Source organism: Tessaracoccus lubricantis, assembly GCF_039544535.1.
GTDB classification, from domain to species: Bacteria; Actinomycetota; Actinomycetes; order Propionibacteriales; family Propionibacteriaceae; genus Arachnia; species Arachnia lubricantis.
Genome location: NZ_BAABLV010000019.1, coordinates 15,108 through 29,437 on the forward strand (window position 1 = coordinate 15,108; position 14,330 = coordinate 29,437).

General features: G+C 67.3%; 17 protein-coding genes and 2 pseudogenes. 9 read left to right on the forward strand and 10 right to left on the reverse strand.

Annotated features, from left to right (window positions below; all coding sequences use genetic code 11):
- Positions 1-65: 65 nt before the first annotated feature.
- From ABEA30_RS05755 to ABEA30_RS05765, 3 genes and pseudogenes are all read right to left on the reverse strand, one after another.
- Positions 66-380, reverse strand: a complete 315-nt coding sequence (locus ABEA30_RS05755) for a hypothetical protein (RefSeq protein WP_073185907.1) — start codon at positions 378-380, stop codon at positions 66-68.
- Positions 381-558: 178 nt separating this feature from the next.
- A pseudogene (locus ABEA30_RS05760) lies at positions 559-1,169 on the reverse strand (transposase); the annotation flags it as partial.
- A complete protein-coding gene (locus ABEA30_RS05765; protein ID WP_345580323.1) occupies positions 1,118-1,345 on the reverse strand; it encodes a hypothetical protein in 228 nt (75 codons plus the stop codon). The pseudogene ABEA30_RS05760 and the gene ABEA30_RS05765, both read right to left, overlap by 52 nt.
- 35 nt (positions 1,346-1,380) lie before the next feature.
- Here ABEA30_RS05765 and ligD point away from each other — a divergent pair, with 35 nt between their 5' ends.
- Positions 1,381-2,040, forward strand: coding sequence for a non-homologous end-joining DNA ligase LigD (ligD, locus tag ABEA30_RS05770; protein WP_345580541.1), 660 nt, complete (start codon positions 1,381-1,383; stop codon positions 2,038-2,040).
- On the opposite strand, the pseudogene ABEA30_RS05775 reads toward ligD, so the two are convergent.
- The 3 genes and pseudogenes from ABEA30_RS05775 to ABEA30_RS05785 all read right to left on the reverse strand — a co-directional run bounded on the left by ABEA30_RS05775 (position 2,029) and on the right by ABEA30_RS05785 (position 3,743).
- A pseudogene (locus ABEA30_RS05775) lies at positions 2,029-3,004 on the reverse strand (IS481 family transposase). The gene ligD and the pseudogene ABEA30_RS05775 sit on opposite strands and share 12 nt — an antisense overlap.
- A gap of 104 nt (positions 3,005-3,108) precedes the next feature.
- Positions 3,109-3,519, reverse strand: coding sequence for a type II toxin-antitoxin system VapC family toxin (locus ABEA30_RS05780; protein ID WP_345580326.1), 411 nt, complete (start codon positions 3,517-3,519; stop codon positions 3,109-3,111).
- Complete coding sequence (locus tag ABEA30_RS05785; protein ID WP_345580329.1) at positions 3,516-3,743, reverse strand: FitA-like ribbon-helix-helix domain-containing protein; 228 nt, start codon at positions 3,741-3,743, stop codon at positions 3,516-3,518. The genes ABEA30_RS05780 and ABEA30_RS05785 overlap by 4 nt, the downstream gene beginning before the upstream one ends.
- Positions 3,744-3,846: 103 nt before the next feature.
- On the opposite strand from ABEA30_RS05785, the gene ABEA30_RS05790 reads away from it, so the two are divergent.
- Entirely contained in the window at positions 3,847-4,557 is a 711-nt protein-coding gene (locus ABEA30_RS05790) for a type 1 glutamine amidotransferase domain-containing protein (RefSeq protein ID WP_345580332.1), read from the forward strand.
- 49 nt (positions 4,558-4,606) lie between these two features.
- Here ABEA30_RS05790 and ABEA30_RS05795 read toward each other — a convergent pair whose 3' ends face one another.
- Together ABEA30_RS05795 and ABEA30_RS05800 are read right to left on the reverse strand one after the other, a co-directional pair.
- Entirely contained in the window at positions 4,607-5,662 is a 1,056-nt protein-coding gene (locus ABEA30_RS05795) for a GNAT family N-acetyltransferase (RefSeq protein ID WP_345580335.1), read from the reverse strand.
- A gap of 143 nt (positions 5,663-5,805) precedes the next feature.
- Positions 5,806-6,975 carry a nucleotide disphospho-sugar-binding domain-containing protein gene (locus tag ABEA30_RS05800; RefSeq protein ID WP_345580338.1) on the reverse strand — a complete coding sequence of 390 codons (1,170 nt, stop codon included), beginning with the start codon at positions 6,973-6,975 and terminating at the stop codon, positions 5,806-5,808.
- Between the two features lie 66 nt (positions 6,976-7,041).
- On the opposite strand from ABEA30_RS05800, the gene ABEA30_RS05805 reads away from it, so the two are divergent.
- The 3 genes from ABEA30_RS05805 (at position 7,042) to ABEA30_RS05815 (ending at position 9,205) form a co-directional block, all read left to right on the forward strand.
- The gene (locus ABEA30_RS05805; RefSeq protein ID WP_345580341.1) at positions 7,042-7,467 is read left to right on the forward strand and encodes a VOC family protein; all 426 of its coding nucleotides are present in this window, start codon (positions 7,042-7,044) and stop codon (positions 7,465-7,467) included.
- A complete protein-coding gene (locus tag ABEA30_RS05810; RefSeq protein ID WP_345580344.1) occupies positions 7,455-8,234 on the forward strand; it encodes an alpha/beta fold hydrolase in 780 nt (259 codons plus the stop codon). The genes ABEA30_RS05805 and ABEA30_RS05810 overlap by 13 nt, the downstream gene beginning before the upstream one ends.
- Before the next feature lie 71 nt (positions 8,235-8,305).
- Positions 8,306-9,205 (forward strand): type IV toxin-antitoxin system AbiEi family antitoxin domain-containing protein, encoded by a 900-nt coding sequence (locus ABEA30_RS05815; protein ID WP_345580347.1) that lies wholly within the window; start codon positions 8,306-8,308, stop codon positions 9,203-9,205.
- 113 nt (positions 9,206-9,318) lie between these two features.
- Here the strand turns inward: ABEA30_RS05815 and ABEA30_RS05820 are convergent, their stop codons facing one another.
- Both ABEA30_RS05820 and ABEA30_RS05825 read right to left on the reverse strand, forming a co-directional pair.
- On the reverse strand, positions 9,319-9,987 hold the full coding sequence (locus ABEA30_RS05820; RefSeq protein WP_345580351.1) for a Pr6Pr family membrane protein: 669 nt from the start codon (positions 9,985-9,987) through the stop codon (positions 9,319-9,321).
- On the reverse strand, positions 9,984-11,249 hold the full coding sequence (locus tag ABEA30_RS05825) for an MFS transporter (RefSeq protein ID WP_345580354.1): 1,266 nt from the start codon (positions 11,247-11,249) through the stop codon (positions 9,984-9,986). Before ABEA30_RS05825 ends, ABEA30_RS05820 begins: the two co-directional genes overlap by 4 nt.
- 325 nt (positions 11,250-11,574) lie before the next feature.
- Here ABEA30_RS05825 and ABEA30_RS05830 point away from each other — a divergent pair, with 325 nt between their 5' ends.
- Genes ABEA30_RS05830 through ABEA30_RS05845 form a run of 4 tightly spaced genes read left to right on the forward strand, consistent with a single transcriptional unit; the run spans position 11,575 to position 14,319 of the window.
- Positions 11,575-12,255, forward strand: a complete 681-nt coding sequence (locus ABEA30_RS05830; protein WP_345580357.1) for a response regulator transcription factor — start codon at positions 11,575-11,577, stop codon at positions 12,253-12,255.
- A complete protein-coding gene (locus ABEA30_RS05835) occupies positions 12,252-12,524 on the forward strand; it encodes a hypothetical protein (RefSeq protein ID WP_345580360.1) in 273 nt (90 codons plus the stop codon). The genes ABEA30_RS05830 and ABEA30_RS05835 overlap by 4 nt, the downstream gene beginning before the upstream one ends.
- On the forward strand, positions 12,521-13,525 hold the full coding sequence (locus tag ABEA30_RS05840; RefSeq protein WP_345580363.1) for a HAMP domain-containing sensor histidine kinase: 1,005 nt from the start codon (positions 12,521-12,523) through the stop codon (positions 13,523-13,525). The genes ABEA30_RS05835 and ABEA30_RS05840 overlap by 4 nt, the downstream gene beginning before the upstream one ends.
- Before the next feature lie 47 nt (positions 13,526-13,572).
- Positions 13,573-14,319 (forward strand): ABC transporter ATP-binding protein, encoded by a 747-nt coding sequence (locus ABEA30_RS05845; RefSeq protein ID WP_345580366.1) that lies wholly within the window; start codon positions 13,573-13,575, stop codon positions 14,317-14,319.
- Positions 14,320-14,330: the final 11 nt, after the last annotated feature.

The following is a 14,330-nucleotide window of genomic DNA, read 5'->3' on the forward strand; positions in this document are numbered from 1 at the left end:
ATGTCCGCTGGAGACGCTCGGTCATGCCGCCATGAGTCTGTCCTGCAGGTCGTGGTTGGGCAATGCTAGAAGCCGGTTGATGGCTGAAGCAGTAAGTACATCAGCCAAGCACCGGCAGCCACCATCGTGATGACTCCGGGCAAGACAGTGTTGCGTAGCTGCTGGTTGCCCAGCTTTCGAAGCCACTGCAGGACGGGGAATAGCGTCACGAATGCGCCGAAGCCGACAGCCACGCTAGCGATGAGCGCCGATGAACTAAACGGCTGACCGATCAGCGACATCGCGATCAGAAAGGCCGTCAGGACGATGAGGGCCAGACCCCATAGCGCGACAAGCACCACGAGGGGAGTCGCCCAAGAGGGGCGGACCTCTTCATGCATGCTCGCACAATAGCCTCGCTGCCACGACCGTAACGCTGGACACACGGATCTGCCGCGGACCGCGCGGACGTTCACAAGTTCCGGAGGTGGCGGATGTCGAGACGCGCTTCACTCTGTGCACTTCTGCGCTCGGTAGTTGGTAGATCGGGACGCACGGGGGGTGCCCCTATGGTTCCTGTCAAGCGGCGGCTGGTGTTCTTGGTTGGTAGTAGGTGCCGTTGCGGAGCATGGCGTGAAGGACGTCGACGCGTCGTCGGGCGAGGCAGACGAGGGCGGTGTTGTGTTTCTTCCCAGCGGCGCGTTTGCGGTCGTAGTAGGCGCGTGAATCAGGTGACCGGGGCCAAGCCAGCGTAGGCCGCGAGATGGCCTGCGGTGGGGAACGCGGAGCCGTCACCGACGTCGAGGAGGAGTCTGGCTGCGGTCCTGATGCCGACTCCAGGCATTGACATCAGGAGCTGGGAAAGAGGGTGCGCATCGAGGGCCTCCTCGACTTGTTTGGCGGCCTCAGCGCGCTGCATGAGCAGGCCCTGGAGTTGGGCTGCGAGCCGGGGCAAGACCAGCTCGGCTGTCGGGTGCCGGGGACGGTCACGGTTTGCTCTGTCAGGGCCTTCACGATGGCCTCGACAAGGCGCTCGTGCATGCGTGGCGCCAGCGCTTTGGCGGTGGTGGTGAGACGGCGCCTGCGGGGTGGCTGATGTTGCCGTCGATGGCGCGTTCGAGCGCGGGGTGGATCTGGCTCAGGAGGCCGCGGATCCGGTTGGAGACGCGGTTGACTTCGCCTGCGAGTTCCCCGAGCTCGTCTTGGCCGCATTGACGTAGTTGGTCTGGCCGAGCGCCAGCAGGTCGAACGCGACGAAGCTCGCGGGCATCGCGGCGCTGAGCTTCTTGATGCGCGACTCGGCAGGGTGGATGCGCTGCTGCAGCGCGTCGAAGTTGAGGCGGTCGCCCGACTCCGGGTCGATCATGATGATCTCGCCTGGACAACCCCGACGAGTTCCGCATCGATCTAGACCCCCAGCCCGGGCGCGACTTCGGCGACGCGATCACCGCCGCCCTCGCGCTGCGCGACGTGATGGCGGAGGCCGGGCTGAAGGCCTACGCGAAGACCTCCGGCAACCGCGGCATCCACGTCTATGCGCGCATCAAGCCCACGCACGAGTTTCAGGACGTGCGCCACGGCGTCATCGGGATCGCACGCGAGTTGGAACGCCGCATGCCGGAACTGGTGACCTCCGCGTGGTGGAAGGAGGAGCGCGGGGAGCGGGTCTTCGTTGACTTCAATCAGGCCAACCGCGACCGCACCATCGCGGCTGCCTACTCGCCGCGGCCCCTTCCCGGTGCCCCGGTGTCGACGCCGCTGAGCTGGGAGGAACTGCGGGAGGCCACGCCGTCGGATTTCACCATCGGCACCGTGCCCGAGTTGTTGCAGCAGCGGGAGTGTCCGTGGGCGGACATCGACGCTGAACCTGGTCAAGTGGCGCGTCCCACGAGTTCCAGGCACTGGGGAACAGGCTGCTCACCGCCGCAGCGGAATATGAAGCCGCCGAGGCCAACAACACGACGATCGCCAAGGGGTTCTGATGTTGCCAGTTGCACAGGCAGTGGCCTTCGCCGCGAAGATGGGCGCCGCACTAGGTGTACCCGGCCATCAGGTTGGTAGCAGTCGGCTGATCGGGGGTTTGCCGCCGAGTGCGCTGTGACGTCGTTCAGTGTTGTAGTACTCGAGCCAGGGTGCAAGGGCTGCTTGGCGTTGTTCGTTGCTGGTGAAGGGTTGGCGGTAGGCCCATTCGGTGGCGAGGGTGCGGTTGAGCCGTTCGACCTTTCCGTTTTGCCAGGGGCAGTGCGGGCGGATGAACTTTTGAACAGCACCGAGTTCGGCGCAGACTTGCTGCAGATCGGTGGAGTAGCGGTAGGCCATGGCGTTGTCGGTCATGACTCGTTCGATCCGGTCGATGCCCTTGTCGGCGAAGTAGGCCGCGGCTCGTTGCAGGAACCCGGCGCAGGTGGGGCCCTTTCTCGTCAGGGAGGATCTCGCTGTAGGCCAGGCGGGAGTGGTCATCGACCAGCGAGTGGACGAAGTCGTAGCCGATCGGGGTCTTGTTGATGCGTGCTTGATGGTTGGCTCTGGTCTGGCCGCGGGCTCGCCATCCGCCGCCGGGTGGGATCTTGCCGAGTTTCTTCACGTCCATGTGGACCAGCTCACCGGGGCGACTTCTCTCGTAGCGCACCGCGGTCTGTTTCGAGGAACGGATCACCGCGCCGGTCATCGGGTCACAGTCACGCAGGTAGGGCACCCGGTGGCGGCGCAGGATCCGCGACACTGTCCGTGCCGGCACCCCGACTTTCGGGCCCAACACGTCGGGGCCGTCACGGAGCTCGGCCCGGGCAGCCAGCACTTGGGCTTCGATCTGAGGGCTGGTCTTGGTCGGCATCGAGTGCGGCCAGGACGAGCGAGTGACCAGCCCGGCCTCGCCCTCGGCCGCGTACCGGTCGAGCCAGGTCTTGACGCACTTGCGTGAGACGCCCATCGCGGCAGCGATATGGGCCTGTTTCCAGCCAGCCTGGTGGCGTTGGACGATCAGGCGACGACCATGAACGGTCAAACGGGCAGTACCGTGGGACATGAGAACCTCTGGGTTGCTGTGGGCCTTAGACAAGCCACATCCCACCCGGGGGTTCTCCTTCGTTCAAGCCGACGCGCTGCTACCAACGTCCTGGCCGGGTACACCTAGGCCCAGGGGTCGACGACGGCGATGCCCAGCGGCCCGAAATGTCTGGTGTTGCGCGTGGCGACAGCCATGCTGCGTGACTGTGCGATGGCGGCGATGAGCGCATCATCGAGGGGCGCATGTTCGGGCACGCGGTAGGTCGCCAGCACCCGGGCGGCCTCGAGGTCGAAGGGCAGCACCCGATCGGCGAAGGCCGGGAGGACCCGGTCCTCAAACCATCGTCTGAGGAGGGTCCCCTGACGGGAATCGGTGCGCTCCTTCGCCACCACGCCACGTTCGATCTCGGCTACGGACAGTGCCGTGACGAACATGTTCGTGACGGGAATCGCGGCCGCCCATGCTTCAACGCCGGGCTGGCGACCCGGAACCCGGAGTGCCGAGATGACGTTGGTGTCGAGAACGAACCTCACAGCTCGACCGTTCTCGCGCCCACACCCAGACGCTCTGGCTCGAACTCGATGTCTGCGCCGTCGTCCATCCAGATGAGATCAACGAGGCTTGCCGGCTCCCTTCTCAACATGGCCGAGAGGATCTCCCGCGCCTCAGCCTCGACCGAGCGGTTGTGTCGGGCAGCACGAGCACGCAGGGCGGCCTTGGTGCCCGCTGGCAGGTTGCGAATCAGAATCTGCTCCATGACTGACCTCCTGATATCACCCCAACGATATCACGATGTGTGGTGTCCGCCGCCCTCGTCAACTGCCGTCGGTGGCAGAGTGGAGACACGAACTGGAGGCGCCATGTCCAAGACCACCCCCGCCCGCGTGCTCATCGTCACCACGAGCACTCCGTCGTACGAACGCGCCGGCTACCGCACCGGCCTGTGGCTCGGCGAGCTCACGCACTTCTGGGACGTGATAGAGAAGGAGGGCCACCACCTCACGGTGGCCAGCGTCGACGGCGGTCAGGTGCCCATCGACCCCGAAAGCCTCAGCACCCTCATCCTCGCCATGGGCGGCACGAAGAAGCGCTACGAGGACGCGTCGTTCATGTCGATCCTCGACGACACCCCGACGCTCGATTCCATCGTCGACGTCGCCTGGGATGCCGTCTACCTCACCGGCGGCCACGGCACCATGTTCGACTTCCCGCACAACCCCGTCCTCGCCGAGATCCTCGTCAACACCTTCGAATCCGACGGCGTGGTCTCGGCTGTGTGCCACGGCCCGGCCGGCTTCCTCGGCGCGACCCTCTCCGACGGTTCCGCCCTGGTGTCGGGACGGAAGGTGACCGGCTTCTCGTGGCCGGAGGAGAAGCTCGCCGGGCGCAACAAGGTGGTGCCCTTCCGCCTCGACGAAGCGCTCAAGGAGGAGGGCGCGAAGTACTCGAAGGCGCTGCGACCGATGGCGGAAAAGGTCGTGCGCGACGGCAACCTCGTCACCGGCCAGAACCCGATGAGCGCCGAGGGTGTCGGCAAGGCGGTCGCGAAGTTGTTGGCCCGCCGGAAGTGATCCAGGTGTCGGGGTCCGAGGCCGTGAGCCTCGGACCCCGAACGCCAGGTCAGGCGCGACGCTCGAACGCCGCCTCGGCGAGGATCGGGTAGAACCCCAACGCCTCGTTGACCGCCAGCATGTGGCGGTTCTCCTCGGCGTTCCAGGTGATGATCGACGACGCCGTCGGCACTGCCTCCTTCAGCGCGATGAGGTTGGCGGCCTTGACCGCCATCCCCAGCCGGCGGCCGCGGTGTTCGGCGAGCACGACGGTGTCCCACTGGTCGACGAACGCGTCCGGGTTCGACCGCTCCAGCATCAGTTCGTTCAACCCGACGACCGTGCCAGTGGGCTTATGTCGCACCACCGTGCGGAACATCCGGTTGGAGATCAGCCGCTCCTCGTCCGACTTACGCATCCGCTCCGCATCCCAGCGCGCTTCGGCCACCGTCATCTCGCCCGACGGCGTGTCGGTGTACATGCGCTCGCGCAGGACGGCGAGGTCGGCGAGCATGTCGTCGCCGGCCGCGCCCTCCCAGGCGACGATCTCGTACTCGTCGCCTGCGTGGGCGAGTGCCTCATCCAGAGCCGAGGCGGGATCGATCGACGGCGTGGCGAAGTCGTAGCGACTCACCCGCTCCACCTGGCCGACCGTGAACCCGTACCCCAGGGCCAGCCGGATGGCCGGATGGTTGGCCGGGACTGCGCCGGCGCCGGTGGGCGGGACCAGGGCGTCGTCGCCCGATTCGGGCACGGGGCACATGGCCCATGCCTGGTAGATGGCGTAGCCAGCGGCCCTTTCGCGGATGTGCTCGGCGAGAGCCCTGCCGATGCCGCGGCTGCGGAATTCGGGCAGGACGCAGATGTAGACGCTGGTCTTGTCTGGACTGTCGACGATGTTGACCCGGGTGTTGGCGTAACCCACGGCCTCGCCGTCGAGATAGGCGAGGTAGCGGTGGACTTCGCATTCGGAATCCGCATGGGCGGCGGCCAGGGCGGCCTCGTCAGAGACGTCCCATTGGGGGCCGCCGATGAGTTCATCGTTGTGGACGTGGCCGATGCGCTGGTAATCGCGCCAGGCGTCGTCGACGGCAGTGGGCAGGGTGATATCAGAGATGGTGAGCATGCTCAGGCTTTCGGGGAGATGTGATCAGGGATGGTTGAGGAGCCCGCCGAGCGAAGGCTCGAGGCGGGCGGCGCTGAGCGCGTTAGCTCCTGATTGTCATCATGGGCTGACCTTGCCACACGACGGGGTCGATGGCAAGGGTCTTAGAGGACTGCCTCGATCGCGCTCACTCCAAGCTTCGGGCCGCCCGCCGCGACGAAGGATTCCCGGAGGGCGTTGAGCCCCGAGCGGTCCCCGGTCATGGCGTCGTCGGCGGCCTTCCGCACCGACTCGACGGTGAACCCGCCCTTGGGCAGCACCGTCCCGGCGCCGAGTTCCTCGAGCCGGTAGGCGTTGAAGAACTGGTCGGCACCCATCGGCGTCAGCACCGGTGGCACCCCGAGGGTGACGGCGTCGGTGGCCGTCCCGAAGCCGCCGTGGGTGAAGCAGACGTCCGCGTGCTCCAGCACGTCGACCTGCGGAACGAACGCCCGCGCAATCACGTTGTCGGGTACATCGCCCAGCTTCGCCAGGCCCTCCTGGCTGCCGGTGGTGAGGACCACGAGGTGATCGGTACCCGCGAACGCCTCGGCGATGGTGCGGAAGAACGGCGTCCACGTGTTGAAGACCGTCCCGAGCGTGGCGTAGAAGACGGGGCCGTCGTGGGCGCGGAGGCGGTCGAGCGGGAAGTCCGGGTCGGGGATGCGCTGGGTGGGCGTCGGGCCCATGAACACTGCGCCGGGGAAGTCATCGGGGAACGGCTGGTACTCGCGGCTGGCGACCGTGAGGTTCAGCGTCGAGGAGCGTGGCCCGAGCAGGTTGATGAGATCGCCCAGCTGCGTTCCGAAGACGACGGCGCCGCCCACGGCCGCCGCCGCCCGGCGCAGCGCCGGCGTGCGGAACAGTCTCCGGGCGGGCGCCGGGAGGCCGGTGGAGATGGCGGCCAGGTGCTTGGCGGTGCGGTCGTTCTGGAAGAAGACGGGGGAGGCGCAGATGACGGGCCGGTCGAGGGCGCGTTCCACGCGGGGGAGCTGCGGCTGGATGCCGGTGCCCACCACGGCGTCGTACTGCGGCCCGAGCTTGATCATGGCGTCGGACATGTCGGTGAACAGGCGCTTGCCGTGGCGGATCAGTTGGCGGGGGTCGGTGAGGGGGCCGTCGAGGTAGAAGCCGAAGGGGATGAGCGTCGCGCCGGTGCGTTCGACGCGTTGACGGAAGGATTCGCCCTGCAGGAAGTCGACGGTGTGGCCGGCCTCCACGAGTGCTGCAGCCAGGGGCAGCGAGGGGTTGGCGAGGCCGAACGCCGGCAGTCCGGCCATGAGGATGCGTGCCATGCCTCGACGATACGCCTGGTTCGTTCTGGGGGTACCGCTCGGCGTCATCGGGTGCGACGATGGAGCATGACCTTCTCGTTGACGATGGACGCGGCCGACCCGGCTCGGCTCGGTGAGTTCTGGGCGCTGGCGCTCGGATACCGGCGCGAGGATCCGCCGGGTGACTTCGCCACCTGGGAGGAAGCGCTCACCAGTTGGGGGCTGTCCGAGGATCGATGGAACGACGCCAACGCGATCGTCGGCGACGGGCCGCGGATCTTCATCCAGAAGGTGCCCGAGCCCAAGACGGCCAAGAACCGCGTGCACATCGACGTCCACAGCGGTGCGGGCAACGCCATCGACGGCGACGGCAAGGACTGGTCTGTGATGCGGGCCAAGGCGGCCGAACTGGAAGCCGCGGGTGCGAAGCTCGTCGAGGAATTCAGCGAGCCCGGCCTGGGCGACTGGATCGTGATGGAAGACCCTGAAGGAAACGAATTTTGCGTCGTCTAGGAGAGGGCCTGGCCGTCGTCGGGATCCACGGCAACGGTGTCGACCACCGGATTCTGCTGGCCTTGGACGACGTGTTCGAGCAGGTCGGCGGGTTTCAACGTATCTACCTCGACCTCCCCGGGTTCGGCGGGACGCAGGCGCTCGACGGCGAGGGCGGTCTGCCGGAGCTGGCCGATTGGGTGGTGACCGAGATCCGGGACCTGGTGGGCGATCGGAAGTTCGCGGTGCTCGGAAACTCGCTCGGCGGGCTGCTGGCCCGCCACGTCAGAGCACAACTGCCGGACCAGGTGGTGGGGATGGCGTTGCTGGCCCCCGTCGTCGATCCCGATGCCGACAATCGCACGGTCCCGGAGTTCAAGGTGGTGGAGCGCGATATGGCGCTGCTGATGTCCTTGTCGGAGGAGGAACGCGAGACGTTCGTCGAACAGACGTCCAGGCAGACCCGCTCCACGTGGGAGACGTACCACGAGGTGGCGCTTCCCGGCATCCGCGCTGCCGATGAGGACGCGATGGAGCGGCTGGGGCGGAGATACTTCCTAGACGACGTGCCCGAGGAAGTGGGTGGACCGTTCGATGGGCCCACTCTCATCGTCACCGGACGAAACGACCACATCGTCGGGTTCGAGGATCAGTTCGCGCTGCTGCCCAAGTACCCGGGCGCCACGTTCGCTGTGCTCGATGGCTCCGGCCACAACGTCCACATCGACCAACCCGTCCTAGCACGCGACCTGTTGCGGCACTGGGCGCGGCGGCTCCCTCGCGGATAGTTCCCAGATAGTTATCCACAGTCCTCGAAATCGCGCTTCCTTCTGCTCCTGGCGGATAACACAGTGGGGGGATGGATCCGAACATCCTGACCTACGAGCAACTGCTGGAGGCCGGTTACACCCGGGCGTCCATTGACGATGCGCTGGAGCGTGAGGTGCTGCAACGTCTCAGACGTGGCTGGTACGCGCAACTGGGTGCTCTGCCGGATGCCGTTGCCGCGATGCGTGCCGGCTGCCATCTCGGATGCCTCTCGGGATGCCGGGCACATGGCCTGTGGGTACCTGCCTTCCACCAGGTGCATGCGGTCTATCCCCGCGGGGCCAAGCCGAAGCGCATACCGGGAGTCGTGTTCCACCATTATCGTGCGACCCCGCCGCCGGCAGCGGTCTGGCCGCTTGAAGACTGTCTCGCTCAAGTGGTCCGGAACCATGACGTGGAGTCCGCCCTGGTCGTGGTGGAGTCAGCTGTCAACAAGGGGTTCATCACTCAGGATGAGGCTGAGGCGATGGTACGAAGCTCCCGCCATGGGGACCTGCGGAGGTACCTGTCCCAGGCCAAGTCAGGAAGCGAAACCCGGGCCCGGCTCTTCTTCCAACAGCGGCGTGTCCCAGTGCGCTCGCTCGTTCAGATCCCTGGCGTGGGTGAGGTGGATCTTCTGGTGGGTGACCGACTGATCGTGGAGTGTGACAGCGAGGCCCATCACACCTCCATGGCGAACCGATTCGTTGACGGTAATCGCGATCTCAACGCACACCTCGACCGCTACCAACGCATCAGGCTCAGCTACGGACAGATCTGGGAGTCATGGGCAGGTACTCAGGTGGGGCTTGCGGCGGTCATCAAGCAACGGCGGCACACCCATCGACCCCGTCCGAGCGCTGCTCGAACGGAGCGTGGACGGGCCCGGGCCCGCGCTCGGGAGCGGACTGTGATCGACATCGGGCTCGATGGGGCACCGTTGGAAAATTAATTCTGCATTTTCGGGGGTCGAGTGTGGATAATCCACACCCAACCCCGAAAATGCAGAATTAATTTTCTCACCCATCCCGTGAGCCTCCGCTGGGCCGAGGCCGGCCGGGTGGGTCAGCGTCTCGGCCGCGCCCGGGTGAGTAGGCGATCGATTACGCCGAACACGCCGCCGATCAGCAGGCCGAAGGCGAAAATCGCCGCCACCGTGGTGAACACGGCCAGGTAACCGCGGGTACCCGCGTTCACGAACGCGTACGGGTAGGTGCCACCGATCGCGCCGCGGACGAGCATGTAGACGACCCACGCGACTGGGATCACCAGCGAAGCAGGCAGGGTGCGCCAACCGATCCAGCCGCGTGGACCCCAGACCAACCACACCACTACGGTGACCACCGGCACCACGATGTGGGTGAGCTGATTGGTGATGTGGGACCACCCGCTGACCACGGTGGTCGGGGCGAGCAGCACCGCGTAGACGATGGCCGTGATCGTGATCATCATCAGGCCGCAGAGCCGAAGGGCCCGGCGCCAGAAGGTATCGACCGTGGGTTGGAGAGCGAGCAGTGTGGTGGAGACGGCCACCACGATGTTGGACCAGATGGTGAAGTAGCTCAGCGAGTCGAGGAAACGCATCGGCGCGCCCGGCCAACCCAGGTGAGTGCCGCCGTAGAGCCCCGGTTCAACGGCGGTGCGGGCGTACCCGTCGACCGTCGAGATGAGCACGGTGAGGATGACACCCAGCCAGGCGAGGGCGGCGTTCATGCCGAAGGCGATGCGGTTCACGCGCCCAGTGTGCCTTCCGGGGAGGTCGGGAGGGTCCGCATCCGGCCGTAGCGGCCCAGGAACGGCGCGATGCCGATGAACATCAGCGCCACGCCCACCCAGATGGCGGGCACGGTGCCGATCGCGGTGCCCAGGGCGCCTGCAGTCAGGGCCGAGATGGGCATGATTCCCCACACCACGAACCGGATGGACGCGTTCATCCGGCCGAGCAGGTGCGGCGGGCAGAGCCGCTGCCGGGCGGAGACCTGGGTGATGTTGAACACGATGACGGCAAACGACTGGATGAACGCTGCTGCGATGAGCAGCGCGACGGCCGCGCGCGGGATCGTGGCGGACAGGGGGACGAGGAAGATGCCGATCGCCGCCGTCGTGGTGGACATCAGGATGACCGGCCCGTCGCCGAACTTCCGGGTGAAACGAGCCTGCGTGAGCGACGCCACCAGCCCGCCGACGGCGCCGATCGACATGATGACGCCCAGCAGCGACGGATCGAGGCCGAGGATCCGCAGCACCAGGATCGACTGAAGGGTGAATACGATCGTGGCGCCGAAGTTGGTGGTGCAGGTGTTGGCGAGGAGACGTTGCAGGAAGGGCGGGCGCAGCACGAAGCTCAGGCCCTCCCGGATCTCCGTGACGAGGGGACGACGGTTGGCGCGGTCGGCGGGCTGTTCGTCGTCCCGGATGGCGAGGAGGGTTACGGCCGAGACCGCGAATCCAACGGCGTTGATCAGCAGCAGCACCGGCGCTGAGACGAATTTCAGAAGGAGGCCGGCGACGGCGGGGCCGCCGAGCCGTGCGATCTGTGACGTCGACTCGAGTTTGCCGTTGGCATCCGCGATCGCCTCGCGCCCCACCAGGACGGGGATGTAGCTCTGGTAGGCGACGTCGAAGAACACCGTCGCCAACCCCAGAAGCGCGCCGATCACCATCAAGTGCCAGAAGGTCAGTGCGTCGGCGAACCACAGCAGCGGCGCGGCCAACATCAGCAGCACGCGGGCCAGGTCGGCGACGATCATGACGCGGCGCTTCCGCCACCGGTCCACCCACGCCCCGGCGATGAGCCCCACGAGCAGGAACGCCGCGGTGTTGGCGGCGTTGAGGTAGCCCATCTGGGCGTCGGTGGCGTGGAGCAGGTCGACGGCGATCACCGCCGTCGCGAGGCCGCCGAACTGGAAGCCGAGTTGGGCGAGGCCCTGTCCGGCCCAGAATCGCTTGAATCCTCTGTGCGCCAGTGCGCGGGCCTCGGGAGTGGTCGCGTCCATCGACCCATGATCGCAGCAACTCGCTTAGGTTTGTTAGTCACCGACAGGAGTCGTCATGACCGCCCTCGCAGATGTCCCCGCCCGCTCCGGCACCGCCAGAGCCGCTGGGAGGCGCGCCCAGCGACGGACCTAGGAGGGTGCTGAATAGTGGCCGTTTCCTGAGCCGCGAGCTCTGCGAGCGGTCGAAGGACGGATGAGTTCTCAATCGACGCCCTTGTCACTTCCGGGCCCTTCGACCGGGCGCGGGGCGCCCGGCTCAGGGAACGTGTTTGTCCAGCAGACCCCTAGGTCCCTCCTGGTCCCCTTCCCCTGCGACACTGGCACCATGGTGGACGTACTCATCGTCGAGGACGAAGTGGAGCTGGCCGCGGCGACGGCGGAATATCTCGAGGCGGCCGGGATCACGGTGGCCCACCACGCTACGGCCGAGGACGCGCTGACAGCGCTGGCCGCGACCCCGGCTCGCGTGATCCTGCTCGACGTCAACCTCCCCGGCATGAACGGCTTCACCTTCTGCCGCCAGGTGCGCGCCCAAGCGCCCACGCCCATCATCTTCGTCTCCGCCCGGGTCTCCGACGACGACCAGATCCTCGCGTTGACCGTCGGCGGCGACGACTACATCACCAAACCCTTCTCGCTCGCGGTCCTACTGGCGAAGGTGCGCCGCGCGCTGGACCGAGGGACAGCCATGACCGCGCCGTCGGCCGAGTTCGACGATGGCCGGCTCCGGGTCGAGGACGAATCAGGGCGCACGTTCCTACGCGGCGAGGAACTCCATCTGACCGCCACCGAGGATCGACTCCTGCGTCACCTCCTCCGCCACCGCGGACGGGTCGCCACCAAGACCGACATCATCGAGGACGTCTGGGGCGACCTGTTCACCTCCGACGGCACCCTCACCGTCCACATCCGCCGGCTCCGCGCCCGGATCGAGCCCGACCCCGACAAACCGACCTACATCAAGACCGTCTGGGGCCGCGGCTACCTCTTCGAGGATGGCGCGTGAGCCGCGCCCTCACCCTGCGGCTCGCGGCGGTGCTGCTGGTCGCGGCGCTGGGCGTCGCCGTCGTCTGGGCCTTCACCGCAACGGCCCGCCCCGCGCCCGACACCCCACGCCTCAACGACGCCGTCCACCGGGCGCAGGACGCTTGGCCCAGCCTCACGCCCGACCTTTTCGGCGACGCCGTCACGGTCGCCGACCTCACCGGCCGCGTGCTCGCCACCACCTCCGACGCCCGGCCGCCACCGCCCTCGACGCCGCCGCGCAACGCATGATGACCGCCCCCGTGATCGTCGACGGCGAAGCGGTGGCGCTGGTCTTCGTGCCCGACGGCAGCACGGCAGCCGACCGGCGCACCCGCGCCGCCGTCGCCTGGACTGCGACCGCCGTGATCACGGCCCTCGCGCTCGCCGCGGCGGGCCTCCTGCTCTGGGTGGAGGCGCGCATCCTCGGCCCGTTCCGCAGGCTCAGCGCCTTCGCCACCGACGTCGCCGCGGGTCGGCTCGACGCCCCGCTGGACATGGACCGTGGCAACGTCTTCGGTGCATGGAGCGAATCCTTCGACCTCATGCGCGACGAACTCGCCGACGCCCGCCGCCGGGAGGAGGAGACCAACCGTTCGAAGCAGGAGTTGGTCGCGCAGATCGGGCACGATGTTCGCACACCCGTGGCGTCGATCTCTGCCACCGCAGAGGTCCTCCGCGCCCGCACCGACGACCCCGCCGTCGGCGAACGGCTCGACGTGATCCTCACCAAGGCCGGCCAGATCCGGCAACTGATGACCGACCTCAACCAGGCCAACGTGGCGCCGTCGCGGGCGCTGAGCGTCGTGCCCACGGAGTTCGACGCCCAGCGCCTCGCCACCCTCGTGCGCGACTCCGACACCGCAGGCAGCGCCGCCGTCGGCCCCATCCCCGAGTGCCTGCTCTCCGCCGACCCGGGGCGGCTCGCGCAGGTGATCGACAACGTCGTCGCCAACGCCGCCAAGTACGCCGACGGCACCCTCCAGGTCAGCGCCCGCCTCGACGAACCCCACCTCCTGGTCGCCTTCGACGACCTCGGTCCCGGCGTTCCGGAGGACGAACTCGGCTCGGTCCTTGGTCGCGGCGTCCGCGGGTCCAATGTTGGCGACGTGCCCGGCGAAGGGCTCGGCCTGTTCACCTCAGCGCAGTTGATGGAACGGATGGGAGGCTCGCTCGACGTCGCCAACCGCCCCGGCCGTGGCTTCCGTGTGACGCTGGCCATCCCGCTGGCCGGAACTGTCGGACTTTCGTAAGGAATCTGGCAGTGGTTCGTCGGCACGCGCTCCGTAGCGTCACTGGCATGATCACCACCGACAAGCTCTCCAAGACGTTCTCCAACGCGGGCACTCAGCAGCATGTCCTGAAGAACCTCGACCTTGAGATCGAGCGCGGGTCGTTCACCGTCATCATGGGCCCCTCGGGTGCCGGGAAGTCGACGCTGCTGTATGCACTCAGCGGCATGGACCGCCCCACGCTGGGCACCGTCGAGTTCGACGGCGAGACCATCTCCGGCTACTCCGAGGACAAGCTCGCGAAGTTCCGACGGCGCCACTGCGGCTTCATGTTCCAGCAGATCCACCTGCTCGACTCGCTGTCGGTGATGGACAACGTCATGGCCGTCGGGCTGCTGACCGGGGACCGGCGAACCGTCAAGGAGCGCGGTGACAAGCTGTTCGACCTCGTCGGGCTGTCGGTGGCCGACCGTCGCAAGTTTCCCGGGATGCTGTCTGGCGGCGAGGCTGCGCGGGTCGCGCTGGTGCGGGGGCTGATCGCCGAGCCCGGGGTGCTGTTCGCCGATGAGCCGACGGGGCAGCTCAACTCCGAGTTCTCCCGCATCGTCCTCGACCTCCTCGCCGCGGTGAACGCCACCGGCCAGACCGTCGTCATGGTCACCCACGACATCCGCTCGGCCGCCTACGGCTCGCGCATCCTCTACCTGCGCGACGGCACCATCCAGGGCGAGCTCAGCCTCGCCGACCTCCCGCAGGGCGACGCCGCCGCCCGCCAGAATGCGACCGCCGAGTTCCTCGCCGAGATGGGGTGGTGACGGTGCTGCTC